The sequence below is a fragment of the Bartonella vinsonii subsp. arupensis OK-94-513 genome (genome assembly GCF_000278235.1).
Lineage (GTDB): Bacteria > Pseudomonadota > Alphaproteobacteria > Rhizobiales > Rhizobiaceae > Bartonella > Bartonella arupensis.
The window spans coordinates 516,083-534,485 of sequence record NZ_JH725037.1 but is presented as its reverse complement, the minus strand read 5'-3'; the positions used below and the strand labels follow the sequence as shown (position 1 = coordinate 534,485).

The following is an 18,403-nucleotide window of genomic DNA, read 5'->3' as shown; positions in this document are numbered from 1 at the left end:
TTCAAAGTAATGGAAAACTAAAATTCGCTAAAGAGGAATGCCATGGACTTCAAAATGTTTACGCAACTTTTCGCTCACATTGATCAAGCAACAAAAACACATGTCATAGATATTTCCTCAAAAGCAATTGCTACAATTACACCTTTCGTATCAATCGGTCTTACCATCGCTTTTATTGTATATGGATGGCTTATTATTCGCGGTGCAATAGATATGCCTGCCTCTGAATTCCTAAGCCGTTGCTTGCGGATAAGCATTATTACTTCAATGGCATTGTCTGTAGGACTTTATCAGCAAGAAATTGCAAATGTGATAATAGAAATGCCGCATAATTTATTAAGTACACTGATGAAAGATGCACCAAAAAACAGTGAGTTAATCCGTTTGATTGATAAAGTAGCTGAAAATGGCTTTATACGTGCAAGTGAAGCTTTCGAAGAATCTGCTTTCTTGGATACCAATGGTTTGCTGTACGGACTCTTCGGTATCCTTATTCTGCTTGCAACAAGCTTCCTAGCTGCAATTGGTGGCGCCTTTATTTTGATGGCAAAAATCGCACTTGTACTCCTCGTAGGCCTCGGCCCACTCTTTATTATTGCTTTGCTCTGGCAACCAACTTATCGCTTTTTTGAACAATGGATATCTCAAATTTTGAGCTATACAATTCTCATTGTACTCCTAGCCACTGTATTTAGTCTCATGATGAATATCTTTGCAAATTATATGATCGATCTGAAATTTGATGGAAAACAGAATGTCGGTTTTACACTTGGTGGTGTTCTCATCTTATCTATTATCTCCATCATAATGTTGCTCAAACTATCAAGCATTGCCAATGCTTTAGCAAAAGGCGTTACATTTGGATATCTCTGGAGATTAAATGCAGCAGGAAGTCTACCTTCACGTAACAATCGCACAATTAAATAATCAAAATATCTTAATCGCAAAACAGAAAACATCTATGTTGCAGTTGAGTATTTCTATAAATAAAAATGAAATTAAGAAAAGAGAAACGACAGCAAACTATGTGCTTTACTTTTTAATCAAAATTTAAATAATGACAAAAATGTTAGAATTTTATATCATGGCAAAAAGAGGAGTGTTAAAATGGAAAACATCGTTTTTGCAATTTTGATTGCAAGCCTTTTAACAGCTTGTGCATCGGCACCACAGCTAAAGAAGCCAAGTAATTGGAACCGCATACCTGTGAATAAAACAGTCCCTGCCGAAATTCAGCGAGAAACAATATGAGAAAAAAGCAAGCTAAACCAGTAAAAGCCGAACAACTTAACAGTTACTATGAAGAAAGCCGAGGATTAGAGCGTGATCTCATTAGCGAATTTATAAGATCGCGTAGAACAGCGTGGCGTGTAGCAGGTGTTGTTGGAATTTTTGGGTTGTTCGGAATGATGTGTGGAGTTGTCGGCTTTTCCCAACCAGCTCCAACACCTTTAGTGCTACGCGTTGATAATACAACAGGTGCGGTCGATGTGATTTCTGTAATGCGCGAGCATGAAACCAGCTATGGCGAAGTTGTGGACAGATATTGGCTCAATCAATATGTCCTTAACCGTGAAACTTATGACTACGACACCATTCAGCTAAACTATGACACTGCAGCACTTTTAAGCGCACCAACGGTTCAACAAGAATTTTATAAGATCTATGAAGGTGAAGATGCACGTGACAAAGTGCTTTCCAACAAAGCACGCATTACCGTGAAAGTGCGATCAATCCAACCGAATGGACGTGGACAAGCAACAGTGCGCTTTACAACGCAACAGCACGACACTACTGGTGCCGTTGGACCTAAACAACACCAGATCGCAACAATTGGCTACACCTATGTCGGTGCACCAATGAAATCATCTGATCGATTGCTTAACCCCCTTGGTTTCCAAGTAACAAGTTACCGCACTGACCCGGAAATACTGTTGAATAATTAAGGAATTGATTATTATGAAAAAACTTGCATTTGTTGTCTTACTCTCCTCATTTTCTTCTCTTTATACGCTACCCGTGCAGGCGCTCAAAACTCCATCCAATTCACAATACGATCACCGCATACGCTATGTAACATATAACGTGGCTGATGTAGTGCAAATTGAAACGGTTCTTGGTGTAGCAACACATATTATCCTTGAAGAAGGTGAACAATATATCACCCATGCTTTTGGTGATTCGGAAGCCTATGCTTTTGCCCATAAAGGGCGGCATATTTTTATTAAACCCAAAGCAGAACTCGCCAATACAAACCTTATTGTTGTTACTGACAAACGGAGCTACAAATTTCGACTACAATTTCGAAATGACCGTGCTGGAGCTACTTATGAATTAGCTTTCCATTATCCCAGCACCGATTCTCAAAAGTTAGATGAAAACAAGCAACGCCTTGCCATTGAACGTGGTTTTCACCAAGTTGTGAACGGGTATAATCTGAGCTACACCATGAGTGGCAACCAAAATATTGCCCCGATAAACGCTTGGGATAATGGACGTATTACCTATTTCAAATTTCCTACCAACATGGATATGCCATCAATCTACGTAGTGGATGCTGAAGGCAATGAAAGCCTTATACCACGTACTATTGTAGGTAGTGCTAATGATATCATCGCCGTTCATAAGGTCAACCCCAAGTGGCTCATACGGCTTGGCAAAAGTGCTTTAGCTGTTTTCAATGAAGCCTATGACCCCAATGGTATACCAAACACAACTGGAACAATATCTTCGGTGGTTCACCGCATCAATAAAGGAGGAAAGTGATGTTCAACAATAAGAAAGGAGATGAGAATAACCAAGGCAGAAAACTTGACGAAATCGAACAAAAAAATATTGAAGGTGCCTATGGTAGCTCTGAATTAGGTACAGAACGCCGTCCAACAGTTCCTGGTGCACGTGCTTTATTAATGGTAGGACTCATTGTCGTAGTGGCAGTGCCAATTGCTCTGACATGGAAGGCTTTAAAAATGCGCAATGCCGTAGACGTTGAGGAAGAAAAACCACAACAAACAGTGCAACAAATTATCCCTAGCTATACTCCTCGCGCCATAGAAGAGCCTAAAGTTGTAGAAGAGGTAGACAAACCAACACAAACAGAAGACTCAGCACTTGAAATTCCACCAACCTTAGCAAAGCTTCTTCAAACAACCATTCCGCCACATTTACTCAAAGATTCTGAAGAATTAGCACGCAAGCGTATGTTCAGTTCGGGTCTTAACAACGGTGGTGGTAGCGAAGGCTCTTCAGAAAATTCAAAAAGTAAAACATCTGAGAATGATAGAAACAGTGGTGTATTATTCGACCAACTTCAGCCTGTGCGTTTAGGCCAATCGCATGCGGTTCAACTTCATAACCGTGATCTCTTGATTACGCAGGGTACGCAAATAGACTGCACATTAGAAACAAAAATTATCACAACACAACCGGGCATGACGACATGTCATTTAACACGTGATGTTTATTCTACGAGTGGTCGCGTTGTCTTGCTAGATCGTGGTTCTAAGGTCGTTGGTTTTTATCAAAGCGGCATACAACAAGGGCAAACGCGTGTTTTTGTACAATGGTCACGTATCGAAACACCTTCTGGTGTTATCGTCAATCTTGACTCACCTGGCACAGGTCCACTTGGTGAATCGGGCATTGGTGGTTGGGTCGATACACATTTTTGGCAACGATTTGGTGGAGCGATCATGGTGAGCATAATCGGTGATTTAGGAGAATGGGCAAAAGGCAAAATTGGTCGAGGAAATAAGGAAAATTCGCAATCTCAAAATATGCAAGGTGCTGAATCTGTGGTGGCCGACCTTCTTCAACACTCCATTAATATCACGCCGACACTCTACAAAAACCAAGGTGAAAGAGTGAATATTTTTGTTGCTCGTGATTTGGATTTTAGTGATGTCTACAGTCTCGTTACACGCTAACCCAATACAGAAAGATCAAGCAGTTGCACAACTTTTGCAACCACTTGATCATTTCTTAGAAGATCCAAAAATCACGGAATTATCAATCTGCCGTCCCTGTGAAGTATGGACAAAAAGCGTGGGGGGATGGCAAGTACATAGCGTACCAGAGTTAACGCCTGCTTTTTTACAGACGCTTATAACAGCTATTATTGTTTATAATGGTATGGCTCCCAAATGCATAAATTACGTGCGGTTACCTGGAGGGCAACGAGGCACCATTATACAAACACCAGCTGTCATCGATGGTTCACTCTCTTTTATGATTCGTAAGCATTCTCTTACGGTTAAAACTCTAGATGAACTCAACAGTGAAGGAACATTTAGTAATTTTACCGATGTGAGCTTTAATAAACCTTCAGAGGAGGAAGCAAATAACTCACTCTCAAAACAGGATTTCACACGATTAGAACCGTTTGAAGTGCAACTCCTGCAATTAAAGCGTGAAGGTAAAATTCTTGAATTCTTAGAAAAATGCGTTCTGAACAAACGAAATATTATCATTTCCGGCAAAACAGGATCAGGTAAAACAACCTTTGCCCGTTCCTTAATTGAAAAGGTGCCTGTAGAAGAGCGCATTATCACGATTGAAGATGTCCATGAGCTTTTTCTTCCCAATCATCCTAATCATGTGCATATGCTGTATGGTTATGGAGTGGGACGTGTTTCAGCTGAGGAATGTCTTGATGCCTGTATGCGCCAATCACCTGATCGCATTTTTCTCGCTGAACTGCGTGGTAATGAAGCATGGGAATATCTGAATTCCTTGAATACTGGTCATCCTGGGTCAATTACAACAACGCACGCCAACAATGCATTGCAGACATTTGAACGATGCGCAACATTGATAAAAAGGTCAGAAATTGGTCGTCAACTTGATATCGAAATGATAAAGATAGTGCTTTACACGACAGTGGATGTGATATTATTTTTCAAGGATAGAAAGCTTTCTGAAGTCTTTTATGATCCAATTTTTTCTAAATCAAAGATAGTCTAAATAAGACTTTTCTCTGAGAGAGATTACATAAAACAACAAAAGCCGCAACAAATTGTTGCGGCTTTTTATTTAACCTTTTTAAAACATTCCCTACCTCTTTTGATCTGTTGAACCTTTCACTTTTACAGCAAAGGAAAAATTGATGATCATTCCTTCAATGGAAGAACAAAATCACTAAAAAATAAATATGTTAGCAAAAGGAAAAGCTTTTGATTTGCATATCAACAAAAGTTCTATGAAATATTTACATGAGTTCATTACAAATAATTGTTGTCATAAAGACAATTTAGCGTTAAAAACTCTTCATTTCATTTGCAAGCTATCAACGCATATGTTTTTAAAGCAAACAACCTTTATACAGTCTATCGATACGGATAGCTTAACGTATTAAATTGAAAATTTAACAAAAACAAATTATATTCCAATTTCGGTAATGGAAATGCATAAACAGCATAACATATGAAGCCTCATTATTGCGTAGTTATGAGGAATTGCTACTAAAACGTTCTTTGCACAAAAGTTCATTTTTTGTAAAAAGCCAAATTTTCATCTAAAAATACCTTGAAAAGCAATTTTACGATATTTTGATTGATGTAAACTCCTCCCATTTTCACTTCTTTTTTAGCAAAATTTTGTAGTGATAGACCATTCATGACCCATTGGAATAATTGTGCATATAAGTTTTTTCCATAAAATCACACACAGCTTACACTCCCCACGAAACAACATAGGAAAGTAAATGCGATAAAATAAGCAAAACATCTTCATTGCCTTGAAAAAAACAAACAACAAAAAGTGATAAACCATGCTCTCTACAGTTGCTATAGAGTTCCCTCTTTTATGTTGAAAAGGAACGAGACATTTTTTGTTACTCAAACAAGTTTCTTGCACTTGCCCGCAAGCAACAAGAAAACTCAACGATAAAGCAAAAACGAAAACTACCGTAAACATCTATTTTTATGGATAAACATGAAAGAGTGTAAAACAAGCATCCATAAAGGCCCATAAAATTAGGTATAATTTCTATGACGGTTGAATTTGTCTAAGATATCAATTTGTTACAGTTTTTATGCACATTCAAAATGTATTTTTTAACGGGATATCTCTTTTGCTTTAAGCAAATACATACCTCTTTTTAAAAAATGATAAGTGTTTTTTTAAGTTTCATACAAAGCCAATGCTTTTACAAACTGGATCTTGTGCATTAGCTAAAAAACAAGCACACCTTCTCTTTTTTCACATGTCTCTCATTAACTAGTAAGTTTTTAAAGGCGACGTTCAACCATGAGTTTTTTAATCTCAGCGATTGCCTTAGCTGGATTTAATCCCTTTGGACAAGTTTGTGTACAATTCATAATTGTATGACAGCGATAAAGCCGGAAAGGGTCCTCTAAATTATCAAGACGCTCGCCACACATTTCATCGCGTGAATCAGCAATCCAACGATAAGCTTGGAGTAAAATAGCTGGCCCTAAATAACGATCACCATTCCACCAATAACTTGGACAAGATGTTTGACAACAAGCACACAAAATACATTCATAAAGACCATCAATTTTTTGGCGATCAGAGTGACTTTGTAACCATTCCTTTGCAGGTTCTGGTGAGACGGTTTGCAACCAAGGTTCAATTACACGGTGTTGCGCATAAAAACGCTTCAAATCAGGAACCAAATCTTTAACAACGGGCATAGAAGGCAGAGGATAGACCTTTATGGGGTGCTTTACGTCATCCATCCCTTTTGTACAAGCCAAGGTATTGGTTCCATCAATATTCATGGCACATGAACCACAAATTCCTTCACGGCACGACCGACGCAGTGTCAAAGTTGGATCAATATGATTTTTGATAAACAAAAGCCCATCGAGAATCATCGGTCCACAAGCTGAACGATCTACATAATAAGTATCCAGATGAGGATTTTCTTCATCATCAGGTGACCAACGATAAACATGAAATTCTGTTAACCGCGTAGCACCTTCAGGTTTAGGCCAAACCTTTCCTGGTTTTACTTGAGAATTTTTGGGAAGCTTAATTTGTACCATAATTCATTCTCCCCTTAATAAACACGCTTTTTAGGTGCGATACGCTTTAAATCAATACCACCATCTGCCTCAGATGTTAACGGATCAACATGAACAGGCCGATAGGCTAAAGTAACTTTTCCATCTTTTGATAAATGTGAAAGTGTATGTTTACGCCAATTTTTGTCGTCACGTTCTGGATAATCTTCACGCGCATGGGCGCCTCGGCTTTCTAAACGCGCTTCTGCGGAATAGACAGTCGTAATTGCATTGGCCATCAGATTTTCAAGCTCTAATGTTTCAACCAAATCAGAATTCCATATCAATGAGCGATCTGTCACTTTGAGATCAGAAAGTTCATCCCAGATTTTGCTTATCCGCTGACATCCTTGTTGCAAAGAATCTTCTGTACGGAACACTGCAGCATCTTCTTGCATAGTCCGTTGCATTTTCTCACGCAAAACAGCGGTTGGTGTTCCCCCTTGGGCAAAACGCAAACGATCAAAACGCGCTATAATTTCGTCAACAGCTATTTCATTAAGAGGTGGAATTTCGGCATCACGATCAATGACTTCACCAGCACGAATTGCAGCAGCACGACCAAATACCACAAGATCAATCAATGAATTTGACCCCAAACGATTAGCACCATGGACTGAGGCACATCCAGCTTCCCCTACAGCCATTAAACCTGGTTGAACACGATCAGGCGAATCAGGTGTTGGATTAAGAACTTCTCCATAATAATTGGTAGGAATCCCGCCCATATTGTAATGAACCGTTGGAAGAATGGGGATAGGTTCTTTTGTGACATCAACCCCTGCGAAAATCCGTGCTGATTCAGAAATTCCTGGTAAACGCTCATGCAATATAGCCGGATCAATATGGTTGAGAACCAAATGGATATGATCTTTCTTCGGACCAACACCGCGCCCTTCGCGAATTTCAAGCGTGATACAGCGTGAAACAAGATCACGTGAAGCCAAATCCTTAAAGGACGGCGCATATCGCTCCATAAAGCGCTCACCTTCAGAATTGATCAGATAACCGCCTTCACCACGCGCTCCTTCTGTGATTAAACATCCGGAACCATAAATACCTGTAGGATGAAATTGAACAAATTCCATATCCTGAAGAGGTAATCCAGCACGCGCAATCATTCCTCCCCCATCACCGGTACAAGTATGTGCTGATGTTGCTGAAAAATAAGCCCGTCCATAACCACCAGTTGCGAGAACAACCATCTTTGCTGAAAAACGGTGTATTGTACCATCATCGAGATTCCACGCCACAACACCGGTACACACACCATCCGTCATAATCAAATCAAGCGCAAAATATTCAATAAAAAACTGCGCATTATGTTTCAAGCTCTGTCCATAAAGCGTATGCAAAATTGCATGCCCCGTGCGATCAGCTGCTGCACAAGTACGTTGAACAGGTGGACCTTCACCAAACTGTGTGGTATGTCCCCCAAAAGGACGTTGATAAATTTTACCTTCTTGTGTCCGCGAAAAAGGCACCCCATAATGTTCTAATTCATATACAGCAGCGGGTGCGTTACGGACCAAATATTCCATTGCATCGGTATCGCCCAACCAATCAGACCCTTTTACTGTATCATACAAATGCCATTGCCAATTGTCAGGTCCCATATTGGAAAGTGAAGCAGCGATGCCCCCCTGTGCTGCCACCGTGTGCGATCTGGTTGGGAAAACCTTTGTGATACAGGCTGTTTTTAATCCTTGCTCTGCCATACCAAGCGTAGCGCGCAAACCAGCACCGCCTGCCCCCACCACAACAACATCAAATTTATGATCCACAAAGTGATAAGGGGCATTACCTGCTTTAGCACCCAGAGATGATCCTGTACGCACCATATGTTTAACCCCCTAATGCAATTTTCAAAAGAGCAAAAATGATGACACCCCCACAAACAAAACAAAACAAAACATTTAATGCCAAAAAGAATATCCGGAAACCTTCACGTGGAATATAATCTTCAATAACCACCTGCATTCCAAGTTTCATATGATAAAGAACTGAGAAAGTCATTAAACCCATTAAAACAGCCACAATCGGATGTGAAAGCCGTGCACGCACAATGCTATAGTCCTTTCCAACGAGTGAGAGAATAAGAACAATAAAAAATATCAAAAGCGGTAGATTGATAAAACCTGTCAAACGCTGTAACCAAAAATGCTCTGTTCCTTCATGCGCACTTCCACGTCCACGTGCTTTTGCAAGTTCTGTTCGAAAATCTTTTTTCATAGCCCTCTCCACCCCCAGCTAAACAATGCTATATCCAATAATCCAAATGGCAAAAGTAACAATAAGAGAAATAAACACTGTAACCCACGCAGTCACCGTTGCCTTTTCTTTCGCTAAAAGACAAGGTTTCAAATCCCAAACAATGTGACGAACACCACCAACCATGTGATGAACCCCAGCAAGGGTATAAAGAAATAAAATACAAAGCCCAGGCAAAGAACTATAAATCTCATTCACTGTTCTAAACGCCTCAGCTCCACAAGCAATTGACATTAACCAAAGAGCGAGAAAAACTATACCAAAATAAAGAGCCATACCGGTGATACGATGCGCAATGGACATCGCCATTGTGATAGTCCAACGATAAATGCTCACATGGGGGGAACGAGGGCGCTCTTTTCTCCTAATTGTCTCTGTCATAAAACATCCTGACCTGGTTTTATGCAACTGCATCGTGCACGATAAGATCCGCACAAAATAACAAAGTGCATTATATTTCCAATTTATTTGGCATCTCAAGATGCCAATATTACAGGTCGGTTATCTCAAATAACGGATTAAAGGTCACGCATAAAAAAACCGATTGTTCTACAGATATAAGCTATAAAACCCGCTTTATCTAATACAATTTTATCTTCACGTCAAAGGCCTAACATCTTTTCTCAAAGAGGAAAACACATTTTTTTCAAGTATAGGCACCCTTGTTTTCAATATAAATGGTATGTCTCCTAAGATCTATAGTTTCAGATTTCAGCCGCAATTACAAGAGAAATAAGATGCCGAAACTTTAAGAGACTTAACATTTTCATAACCATGCCAAGCACCTTTCTAAGTGTAAACACGAATCACAAGAGACACGAAGGACAACAGAAAAGTGCTTTTGCATAAATCCTATAGCGGATGCAGTATTGACTGAATTACTCAGCAACTTGCGTTTCTGCATCTGAAGCAACAGCTGTTGCTTCTACACTCTTAGCAAGCTTTTCACCTTTTTTCCGATAATCTCTCTTTTCAGCAATACGCGCAGCTTTACCTCTCAAAGCACGAAGATAATAGAGTTTTGCACGGCGCACTCTACCTCGGCGCACAAGCTCAACAGCTTCAATCAAGGGAGAATAAACCGGAAAGACACGTTCAACACCTTCACCATAAGAAATTTTGCGCACAGTAAAGGTCTCATTCAATCCACCGCCTGAACGTGCAATACAAATTCCTTCATAAGCCTGAACACGGGTACGTGTACCTTCCGTCACGCGCACCATAACACGGACTGTATCCCCTGGTTGAAAGGCAGGCAATTGGCGTTTTGCTTCAATTTTTGCACATTGTTCAGCTTCAAGCTGTGCGATAATATTCATTTCTTTTATCCTTCATATTCTTTATCGAACAGTCAGAGCGCTCAACTTTTACCTAAAAAACCTTGTCTACAAAGAAAAGAGTTCTTTAGGCTATGCTTTATGCAGGAGCGAATACACCATTTCTTCATTATCTTGGAACGATAGAAAACCCTTCACAGAAAAACTCTTGTATAAAGAGAGCCATGCAATACACCACCTTACAACATGAATCAAGTTTTCTGACGATTTTTATTATAACGCGCATAAAGATCAGGGCGACGTTGACGTGTGAGCAATTCGGCTTGGCTTTGACGCCATTCGGCAATAGCTTTGTGATGACCTGATGTCAACACGGGTGGAATACTGCGTCCTTCGAAAAGAGCAGGACGCGTGTAATGCGGATGTTCTAACAAACCATTCTCAAAACTTTCGCACTTCCCAGAAAGTGCATTGCCCATAACTCCAGGGAGCAGACGGATAATAGCATCCAACAGAACCAGTGCCGCCGTTTCTCCCCCTGAAAGGATATAATCCCCTATAGAGACTTCTTCTAATTGTCGCGCTTCTATTACCCGCTCATCCACACCTTCAAAGCGCCCACAAACCAATGTCACGCCCGATTCACCTGCCAAAGAGCGCGCAGCGGTTTGGTTAAAAATCCGCCCTCGTGGGCTCATTAACAATCTTGGCGAATCATGTGGACAACTATCAAGCGCAGCCGCTAATACATCTGCACGCATCACCATACCTGCCCCACCACCAGCTGGTGTGTCATCAACGCTATGGTGTTTATCCAACGCAAAATCCCTAATTTGCACTGTCTCCAACGACCATATTCCTCGCTTTAAAGCTTGCCCCGCTAACGAATGCCCTAAAAATCCAGGAAACATTTCAGGATAAAGTGTTAAAATGCGTGCTTGAAACTTCATTCATCCTCACCTTATATCTCAAGCCATACTCAATCACCACCAACCGGTGTATCCTCAATGCTATGGTTTAAAGCAAAATCCTTCATTTGTACTGTCTCCCCATATCCTTACTTTAAAACCTGCCTAAACTTTAAGAAACTCTAAAAATCCAAAAAACATTTCAGAATAAAACACCAACACATGTGTTCAGAAGCTTATTCTTGTGTTTTCCTAATTTCAGTTTTAGCCTACACCTTTATTTTTGCTTCAAATCATCACCCTCTAGCACATTCTCCTCCTCATCGCGCAAACCAGCAGCGACTGGATCAACAACAAGAAAACCAGAAGCCATGCAAATTTCTGGCACGGCTGCCTTACTAAAAGGAATAAGCACAGTTTTGCCCGTATTCAAGCGCATTTCAAGCAAATCACCAGCACCGAAATTAAAAAAACCACTCACCTCCCCCAAGATTCGACCAACACCGTCTTGAACACAAAGTCCAATGAGATCAAACTGATAAAATTCATCCTCACCCAAATCATCCAGCAATTGATCGCGTGCAACATAAAGGCGTATCCCTTTTAAACTTTCAGCAGCATTGCGATCCTCAATCCCTTTAAAATGCACAATCGCATTCTTTTTTTGCATGCGAAGTGTTACAATTTCATAAGAGCGCCCCATATCATCATAAAGAGCACCATAAGTTTTTAAATGCTGTGGTTCAGCACTTAAAACTTTGACCAAAACGTCCCCTTTTATACCATGAGGTAAACCAATAATGGCAAGATAGACTTTATTTTTAAGCTTTTTTCCAGTATGTTTCATATAAAAATATTATCTCTTCAAAATGATTCCCTGAATCTCATAACTTTGCTATTAAATCTTGTTGCCATATCAAAATCTTCCAAAAAGACCTTTCTTGGTAACAAAAATAAATGAATAAAAGGAGAAGTCTTATGGCAAATATTATGCTGTTTTACAAAGATATCACCCCAATTAATAAAGTTACCCATAAAAACCTCAAATTTTCTCCTCCAAGTGATATGTCTTTTGCTAAAGACACCCACTGGGTTCCTTTAGCAAGTAGTGAATATTTTCAAGCTGCTTTAGATTATCCTATCTTGTTTATGTGTGCAGAAGATGAACAAAAGAAAAAACACTATACATCTGCTGCTCTTGTAGGTCTTTCTAACGACGAAAATGATTACATCACCTCCGATAAAAATTGGGAACGAAATACTTATGTCCCCGCTTTTGTTCGTCGCTATCCTTTCGTTCTTGCACAACTTCAAAATGAAAAAGAGCTTTCTGTTTGCTTTGATCAGCAATCAGGCATGTTTAATGAAGTTGCAGGAACAGAACTTTTTAATTCAGATGGGTCTATTTCACCCTTTATGGAAGAGCGGATTCATTTTCTAGAAAGCTTTAAAATTGCTATGGAAAAAACCGCTGAATTTATTGATGCCCTTGTGGAGATGGACCTTCTAAGCCAAAAATCGATCAATGTAAAAAATGACAAAGGTCTTTCAGCACAATTAGAACATTTTTGGGTTGTTGATGAAGAAAAACTGAATAAACTCTCTGCAAGCCAACTCGCAAAACTTCATAAAAATGGCTTTTTAGGATTGATTTTCGCGCATCTTATGTCAACACATAATCTTTTAAAAATACTCTCTTTAAAAGGCGAAAAGCGCGTTATGAATCATGAAGAGCCACAACAAAAGAAAAATAGTAGCTCTGAAAGTGACACCCCGAAAAAGAAAGAAACTCTCAACTAGAAATGCCCACAAAAAAAGACGGTAGAAAAGGCAAAAATGTCTTCCTGATTCCAGCAGACCATGCCATTTTGACCGCAAGGAAAAACTGGTTAGATGGTCTTGTGCAAACACGTCGCATGTCCACACAAACAGCACAAGCTTATGAGTGTGACACAAGACAATTTTTGTTTTTTCTCTGTCAACATTTAGGGGTTGAGCCAACTTTTGATGATCTTGCCAATTTGCGCGTCCTAGATTTGCGCGCTTATTTGGCCTACCGCAGAGCAAATAACATAAGCGCCCGCTCTTTAAGTCGTGGTATGGCGGGTGTGCGCTCTTTTTTCAGATATTTATCACGCGAAGGGATTGTTAATGTCCCTGCTGCTAAGCTTATTCGAACCCCAAAACAGCCAAAATCGCTTCCAAAACCTTTGGCTATAAAATCCGCTCTTCATATCGTCAAACAAGAAAATCAACAAGAAAATGAAGCATGGATTATCGCCCGCAATGCTGCTGTCTTGATGCTTCTTTATGGCTGTGGCATGCGAATATCAGAAGCTCTAGCGCTCACACCAGAGCAATTTTCTGATCCTGAAAAAAAAAGCTTGTTTATCACTGGAAAAGGTCAAAAAACGCGCCTTGTTCCCCTCATAAAAATTGTTTACGAAACAGTACAGAATTACCTCAAATGCTGTCCATATCCTTTAGTGAACAACCAACCCATGTTTCGTGGTGCGCGAGGCGGTCCTTTGCAGCCAGCAATTATTCAACGAGCCATTCGAAATTTACGTGCAAGCCTTGGTTTACCAGAGACAGCGACACCTCATACCTTGCGCCATTCTTTTGCCACCCATCTTTTATCCCGTGGAGGAGATTTACGCACCATTCAAGAGCTTCTTGGTCATGCTTGCCTCTCCACGACCCAAGCCTATACCCATGTTGATACAGACCGCTTATTAGAAATTTATCAAAAAGCACATCCTCGCTCTGAAAAAACTTAAATGAAAAAGCAAATCAAACCGAGGAAACTTCAAGCGCCAAAGCATGAACGCAAGTGGCTAGCTCTTTCTGGAGGACTTGATAAATCGCTCGATGTATCTCCACACGCGTCATGCCAATAAAAGAAGAAGAGAGAATTTTCACCCTAAAATGTGTTTCCCCTTTCCCATCAAAAGCATGCTCTTTATGAGGATGCCCCTCATGAAGGTGGCTCTCATTAATCACCTCAAGTTTTTTCGGATGAAAAGCATCTTGGAGCTTCATCTTGATTGTTGTTTCAATCGGAGTAGACATTTTTGTTCCCTAACAAAATAAACACTGAAATGAGCCTTTTGATCAGCAAAGAAAGTGTGAAAACAAATTTTTCAAAAGTCAATTCTTGTCAAATCAATTGATTTTGCATAAACCTAAGGACATGGTAACAACATCTAAATTATTCGACTCAATTCGAATCAGCTCTCAAAAAAAAGGGAAGGCTGAATCACAGGCACAACAATGTCAATGGGAAGGTTGTGAAAAAGCCGGCGCCCATAAAGCACCAGCAGGTCGAAATCACGAAGGCCAATATCTGTATTTTTGTATTGAGCATGTGCGTGCTTATAATAAAAATTTTAATTACTTTTCTGGTCTTAGCGATAAAGATATTGCAAAGTTCCAAAAGGATGCCCTCACAGGACATCGTCCGACATGGCCTACTGATTTTAGCAATGGCACATCAAAAAAGACAGCAGCACATTACGCACAAATTCGCTCTGGAACAGCGGCTTACCAAAATCGCATGCGCGATCCATTCACGCTCTTTACCCAACGTCACGCAACCAGAACTTCCTCACGGAAATTAAAACCTTTAGAAGCTAAAGCGTTTGATACATTGGGATTACCAGCAAACGCTTCGTCTGAGGATATCAAAGCAAAATATAAGGAACTGGTAAAAAAACACCATCCTGATTCCAATGGTGGCAACCGTTCTTCAGAAGAGCGCTTTCGCGATGTTTTACACGCTTATAATTTGCTCAAAAAGTCTGGTTTGTGCTAAAGAAACATATCCCCATAAAAACTTTCTCGTTTGAGCCATTATTGTTTTTGCAACATATGAGAGAATACCTCGTAAAAGATTCTTTTATATCCAAGACTCTCATTATAGAGCATTGCATAAGTGTGCTAACTCTTGTATCGTTATTTTAAAGAGTGAAAATAAAATACATCCTTTCCCTTCCAGAAAAAGTATGACAAAAACAAATCTTACAGTCGAAAATGTGCCCGATATCACACTTTGCGCGCGTGATGTATTTCATGTTGATACGGATATGAAAGTCCCTGCTTTTAGTACAAGAAGCCCTCACGTTCCCGATATAGATCCAGATTATCTTTTTGATCAACAAACAACTTTAGCAATTTTAGCAGGCTTTGCCTTTAACCGCCGTGTCATGATTTCCGGCTATCACGGTACAGGAAAATCAACACATATTGAACAAGTTGCTGCACGTCTCAACTGGCCTTGTATACGAATTAATCTCGACAGTCATGTCAGCCGCATTGATTTGGTAGGAAAAGATGCCATTGTTTTAAAAGATGGCTTACAAATTACTGAATTTAAAGAGGGCATTTTGCCATGGGCTTATCAAAACAATATTGCTCTTGTTTTCGATGAATATGATGCCGGCCGTCCCGATGTTATGTTTGTTATTCAGCGTGTCCTTGAAGCTTCTGGACGACTAAGTTTGCTTGACCAAAGTCGTGTCATTACTCCTCATCCCGCATTTCGTCTTTTTGCAACTGCAAATACCATTGGTCTTGGCGATACAACGGGACTCTATCACGGTACACAACAAATAAATCAAGCTCAAATGGACCGCTGGTCTATTGTGACGATACTCAATTATTTGCCCCATGATAAAGAGGTTGACATTGTTTGTTCAAAGGTCAAATCTTTCCAGACAACAGAGGGAAAAAAGACAATTTCACAAATGGTCCATGTTGCTGATATGGTACGTCAATCCTTTATCAATGGAGATCTTTCAACCGTCATGAGCCCACGCACAGTCATCACTTGGGCAGAAAATGCGGTCATTTTTCAAAATGTGGGCTTTGCCTTTCGTTTAACCTTTCTCAATAAATGCGATGAACTCGAACGTGCTACTGTCGCAGAGTTTTATCAACGTGCCTTTGGAGAAGAACTTCCTGAATCACTCATTCATGGTGTTTTGCCTTAAGGAATATGTCAATCATGACGACCGAAGCTGGCGACAATAGCAAAAATCTCGTAAATGATTCTCCTGACACTCCTCTTGATACTGCAGCTTTTAAAAAAGCACTTTCCACCTGTATGCGTGCTATTGCTGGTACACCCAAGCTTGAGGTTTCTTTTAGTCATAACAGACCATCTTTAAGCGAAAATGATGCACGTTTACCGGAATTACCCCAACAAGCAACAGATAAAGATATAACGATTACGCGCGGATTAGGTGATTCCATGGCTTTACGCACAGCATGGCATGATAACCGCATTCACACACAATTTGCTCCACAAGAATCAGAAGCACGTGCTGTCTTTGATGCTCTCGAGCAAACACGTGTTGAAGCAATCGGCACTTTAGCCATGGAGGGAATTGCACAAAATCTTGATGGAATGCTTGCTGATAAATATCAAAGAGCGCACTATCAAAAGATCAGTAGTCAAAGTGAAGCCCCTATCCAAGAAGCAATTGCACTTTTATTGCGCGAAAAAATAACAAAACGCCCTCCCCCAAAAGAATCTGGATCTGTCTTAGAGTTATGGCGTCAAGAAATCGAACAAAAAGCCGCAGCAGAACTGAACGAACTAACACATCATATTCACAACCAACATGCTTTTGCACGAATTGTTCGTAAAATGCTTTTTGCCTTAAAAATGGCAGTTCAACTAGAAGAAACCTCTGACAGTGAAAACAATAAAACATTAAAAAACGAGGGTGAACCTCAACATCAATCAGCAGAAGAAAGCAACAACGAAAAAAAAACGCAAAGTGACGAACAAACAACGACAGAACAAGAAAATGATACGCAGGACGAAGGAAAAACACAAGCAACACAACCAAAAGAGAGTGATAAAGCTGACGAAGGACAAGACCGAAGTCCTTGGCAAGAAAAATCAAGCCAATCCACACGCCTTTTCGCTGTTTCAGAACAAATGGAAAAGCTCAATGATTATAAGGTTTTTACTAGACAGTTTGATGAAATTTTGGAAGCAACAGATTTTTGTTCTGAAAGCGAATTAGATCACCTGCGTCATTATCTTGATAAGCAAATCAACCATCTGCAAAACATTGTTGGGCGATTAGCAAATCGCTTACAGCGCCGTCTTATGGCACAACAAAACCGCAATTGGAATTTTGACCTTGAGGAAGGATATCTTGATACAGCGCGGCTCTCACGCCTTATTATTGATCCAATGCAACCTCTTTCTTTCAAAATGGAAAGCAACACGCAATTTCGTGACACGGTTGTTTCACTCCTCATTGATAATTCGGGATCAATGCGTGGACGACCAATTACTGTTGCAGCAAGTTGCGCAGATATTTTAGCACAAACTCTTGAGCGCTGTGGTGTCAAAGTTGAAATTTTAGGCTTTACTACAAAAACTTGGAAAGGCGGAAAATCACGCGAACAGTGGCTTAGCCAAAACAAACCCCATAATCCGGGGCGTCTTAATGATTTATGTCATATCATCTATAAAAGTGCAGATACCCCATGGCGCCGAGCACGACGCAATTTAGGTCTAATGATGCAGGAAGGATTGCTAAAAGAAAATATTGATGGAGAAGCATTGATTTGGGCGCATCAACGCCTTTTATCACAACGTGAACAACGCCGCATTCTCATGGTCATTTCTGATGGAGCCCCTGTTGATGATTCAACACTATCAGTTAATTCCAGCAATTATCTGGAAAAACATCTACGCGCGGTAATTCGAGAAATCCAGACTCATTCTCCTGTAGAACTCATTGCTATTGGCATTGGCCATGATGTCACACGTTATTATCAACGCGCTGTCACAATTATGAATGCCGAAGAGCTTGGCAATGCTATCACAAAACAACTAGAAACGCTCTTTAGCAATAAAAAATCTCCTTCTCATAAAAGATTTTAAAAAAACCTTCTCAAT

Annotated in this window: 19 protein-coding genes; 11 read left to right on the top strand and 8 right to left on the bottom strand. The window is 40.1% G+C overall.

Translation table 11 applies throughout. The features are described 5' to 3' along the window. The first annotated feature begins 42 nt into the window (after nucleotides 1-42). From ME1_RS02175 to virB11, 6 genes are all read left to right on the top strand, one after another. Nucleotides 43-927 (top strand): TrbL/VirB6 family protein, encoded by an 885-nt coding sequence (locus ME1_RS02175; RefSeq protein ID WP_004862610.1) that lies wholly within the window; start codon nucleotides 43-45, stop codon nucleotides 925-927. 180 nt (nucleotides 928-1,107) lie between these two features. Continuing rightward, a complete protein-coding gene (locus ME1_RS02170; RefSeq protein ID WP_004862607.1) occupies nucleotides 1,108-1,251 on the top strand; it encodes a hypothetical protein in 144 nt (47 codons plus the stop codon). After that, nucleotides 1,248-1,946: a VirB8 family type IV secretion system protein gene (locus ME1_RS02165; protein WP_004862605.1), complete on the top strand. Its 699-nt coding sequence runs from the start codon at nucleotides 1,248-1,250 to the stop codon at nucleotides 1,944-1,946. The genes ME1_RS02170 and ME1_RS02165 overlap by 4 nt, the downstream gene beginning before the upstream one ends. A gap of 13 nt (nucleotides 1,947-1,959) precedes the next feature. Further along, nucleotides 1,960-2,766 (top strand): P-type conjugative transfer protein VirB9, encoded by an 807-nt coding sequence (virB9, locus tag ME1_RS02160; protein ID WP_004862602.1) that lies wholly within the window; start codon nucleotides 1,960-1,962, stop codon nucleotides 2,764-2,766. Further along, nucleotides 2,766-3,926, top strand: coding sequence for a type IV secretion system protein VirB10 (gene virB10, locus ME1_RS02155; RefSeq protein ID WP_004862600.1), 1,161 nt, complete (start codon nucleotides 2,766-2,768; stop codon nucleotides 3,924-3,926). Before virB9 ends, virB10 begins: the two co-directional genes overlap by 1 nt. Beyond that, nucleotides 3,898-4,962: a P-type DNA transfer ATPase VirB11 gene (gene virB11 / locus ME1_RS02150; RefSeq protein ID WP_196793133.1), complete on the top strand. Its 1,065-nt coding sequence runs from the start codon at nucleotides 3,898-3,900 to the stop codon at nucleotides 4,960-4,962. The genes virB10 and virB11 overlap by 29 nt, the downstream gene beginning before the upstream one ends. 1,265 nt (nucleotides 4,963-6,227) lie before the next feature. On the opposite strand, the gene ME1_RS02145 is transcribed toward virB11, so the two are convergent. From ME1_RS02145 to rimM, 7 genes are all read right to left on the bottom strand, one after another. After that, nucleotides 6,228-7,007 (bottom strand): succinate dehydrogenase iron-sulfur subunit, encoded by a 780-nt coding sequence (locus ME1_RS02145; protein ID WP_004862596.1) that lies wholly within the window; start codon nucleotides 7,005-7,007, stop codon nucleotides 6,228-6,230. A gap of 14 nt (nucleotides 7,008-7,021) precedes the next feature. Next, nucleotides 7,022-8,866 carry a succinate dehydrogenase flavoprotein subunit gene (gene sdhA, locus ME1_RS02140; protein WP_004862595.1) on the bottom strand — a complete coding sequence of 615 codons (1,845 nt, stop codon included), beginning with the start codon at nucleotides 8,864-8,866 and terminating at the stop codon, nucleotides 7,022-7,024. 4 nt (nucleotides 8,867-8,870) lie between these two features. Beyond that, nucleotides 8,871-9,257 carry a succinate dehydrogenase, hydrophobic membrane anchor protein gene (gene sdhD, locus ME1_RS02135; RefSeq protein ID WP_004862593.1) on the bottom strand — a complete coding sequence of 129 codons (387 nt, stop codon included), beginning with the start codon at nucleotides 9,255-9,257 and terminating at the stop codon, nucleotides 8,871-8,873. Nucleotides 9,258-9,275: 18 nt separating this feature from the next. Continuing rightward, nucleotides 9,276-9,677, bottom strand: a complete 402-nt coding sequence (gene sdhC, locus ME1_RS02130) for a succinate dehydrogenase, cytochrome b556 subunit (protein ID WP_004862591.1) — start codon at nucleotides 9,675-9,677, stop codon at nucleotides 9,276-9,278. Nucleotides 9,678-10,174: 497 nt separating this feature from the next. Next, the gene (gene rplS / locus ME1_RS02125; protein ID WP_004862590.1) at nucleotides 10,175-10,615 is read right to left on the bottom strand and encodes a 50S ribosomal protein L19; all 441 of its coding nucleotides are present in this window, start codon (nucleotides 10,613-10,615) and stop codon (nucleotides 10,175-10,177) included. A 209-nt stretch (nucleotides 10,616-10,824) separates the two neighbouring features. Then, nucleotides 10,825-11,523 carry a tRNA (guanosine(37)-N1)-methyltransferase TrmD gene (gene trmD, locus ME1_RS02120; protein WP_004862588.1) on the bottom strand — a complete coding sequence of 233 codons (699 nt, stop codon included), beginning with the start codon at nucleotides 11,521-11,523 and terminating at the stop codon, nucleotides 10,825-10,827. Nucleotides 11,524-11,758: 235 nt separating this feature from the next. After that, nucleotides 11,759-12,328: a ribosome maturation factor RimM gene (rimM, locus tag ME1_RS02115; protein ID WP_004862585.1), complete on the bottom strand. Its 570-nt coding sequence runs from the start codon at nucleotides 12,326-12,328 to the stop codon at nucleotides 11,759-11,761. A gap of 131 nt (nucleotides 12,329-12,459) precedes the next feature. On the opposite strand from rimM, the gene ME1_RS02110 reads away from it, so the two are divergent. Next, the gene (locus ME1_RS02110; RefSeq protein WP_004862583.1) at nucleotides 12,460-13,281 is read left to right on the top strand and encodes a SapC family protein; all 822 of its coding nucleotides are present in this window, start codon (nucleotides 12,460-12,462) and stop codon (nucleotides 13,279-13,281) included. Nucleotides 13,282-13,283: 2 nt separating this feature from the next. After that, on the top strand, nucleotides 13,284-14,261 hold the full coding sequence (locus ME1_RS02105; protein WP_004862581.1) for a tyrosine recombinase XerC: 978 nt from the start codon (nucleotides 13,284-13,286) through the stop codon (nucleotides 14,259-14,261). A 13-nt stretch (nucleotides 14,262-14,274) separates the two neighbouring features. Here ME1_RS02105 and ME1_RS02100 read toward each other — a convergent pair whose 3' ends face one another. Then, nucleotides 14,275-14,553: a BolA family protein gene (locus ME1_RS02100; RefSeq protein WP_004862579.1), complete on the bottom strand. Its 279-nt coding sequence runs from the start codon at nucleotides 14,551-14,553 to the stop codon at nucleotides 14,275-14,277. 121 nt (nucleotides 14,554-14,674) lie between these two features. On the opposite strand from ME1_RS02100, the gene ME1_RS02095 reads away from it, so the two are divergent. From ME1_RS02095 to cobT, 3 genes are all read left to right on the top strand, one after another. Further along, complete coding sequence (locus ME1_RS02095) at nucleotides 14,675-15,295, top strand: J domain-containing protein (RefSeq protein ID WP_004862577.1); 621 nt, start codon at nucleotides 14,675-14,677, stop codon at nucleotides 15,293-15,295. A 190-nt stretch (nucleotides 15,296-15,485) separates the two neighbouring features. Beyond that, nucleotides 15,486-16,472, top strand: coding sequence for a cobaltochelatase subunit CobS (cobS, locus tag ME1_RS02090; protein ID WP_004862576.1), 987 nt, complete (start codon nucleotides 15,486-15,488; stop codon nucleotides 16,470-16,472). A gap of 14 nt (nucleotides 16,473-16,486) precedes the next feature. Further along, nucleotides 16,487-18,388: a cobaltochelatase subunit CobT gene (gene cobT, locus ME1_RS02085; protein ID WP_004862574.1), complete on the top strand. Its 1,902-nt coding sequence runs from the start codon at nucleotides 16,487-16,489 to the stop codon at nucleotides 18,386-18,388. Nucleotides 18,389-18,403: the final 15 nt, after the last annotated feature.

Coding starts and splice junctions, on each gene's coding strand:
- ME1_RS02175 (WP_004862610.1), top strand. CDS start 43: ATGGACTTCAAAATGTTTACGCAACTTTTCGCTCACATTGATCAAGCA.
- rimM (WP_004862585.1), bottom strand. CDS start 12,328: ATGAAACATACTGGAAAAAAGCTTAAAAATAAAGTCTATCTTGCCATT.
- ME1_RS02100 (WP_004862579.1), bottom strand. CDS start 14,553: ATGTCTACTCCGATTGAAACAACAATCAAGATGAAGCTCCAAGATGCT.
- ME1_RS02105 (WP_004862581.1), top strand. CDS start 13,284: ATGCCCACAAAAAAAGACGGTAGAAAAGGCAAAAATGTCTTCCTGATT.
- sdhA (WP_004862595.1), bottom strand. CDS start 8,866: ATGGTGCGTACAGGATCATCTCTGGGTGCTAAAGCAGGTAATGCCCCT.
- ME1_RS02095 (WP_004862577.1), top strand. CDS start 14,675: ATGGTAACAACATCTAAATTATTCGACTCAATTCGAATCAGCTCTCAA.
- ME1_RS02170 (WP_004862607.1), top strand. CDS start 1,108: ATGGAAAACATCGTTTTTGCAATTTTGATTGCAAGCCTTTTAACAGCT.
- ME1_RS02110 (WP_004862583.1), top strand. CDS start 12,460: ATGGCAAATATTATGCTGTTTTACAAAGATATCACCCCAATTAATAAA.
- cobS (WP_004862576.1), top strand. CDS start 15,486: ATGACAAAAACAAATCTTACAGTCGAAAATGTGCCCGATATCACACTT.
- ME1_RS02165 (WP_004862605.1), top strand. CDS start 1,248: ATGAGAAAAAAGCAAGCTAAACCAGTAAAAGCCGAACAACTTAACAGT.
- virB10 (WP_004862600.1), top strand. CDS start 2,766: ATGTTCAACAATAAGAAAGGAGATGAGAATAACCAAGGCAGAAAACTT.
- virB9 (WP_004862602.1), top strand. CDS start 1,960: ATGAAAAAACTTGCATTTGTTGTCTTACTCTCCTCATTTTCTTCTCTT.
- ME1_RS02145 (WP_004862596.1), bottom strand. CDS start 7,007: ATGGTACAAATTAAGCTTCCCAAAAATTCTCAAGTAAAACCAGGAAAG.
- trmD (WP_004862588.1), bottom strand. CDS start 11,523: ATGAAGTTTCAAGCACGCATTTTAACACTTTATCCTGAAATGTTTCCT.
- sdhC (WP_004862591.1), bottom strand. CDS start 9,677: ATGACAGAGACAATTAGGAGAAAAGAGCGCCCTCGTTCCCCCCATGTG.
- rplS (WP_004862590.1), bottom strand. CDS start 10,615: ATGAATATTATCGCACAGCTTGAAGCTGAACAATGTGCAAAAATTGAA.
- sdhD (WP_004862593.1), bottom strand. CDS start 9,257: ATGAAAAAAGATTTTCGAACAGAACTTGCAAAAGCACGTGGACGTGGA.
- cobT (WP_004862574.1), top strand. CDS start 16,487: ATGACGACCGAAGCTGGCGACAATAGCAAAAATCTCGTAAATGATTCT.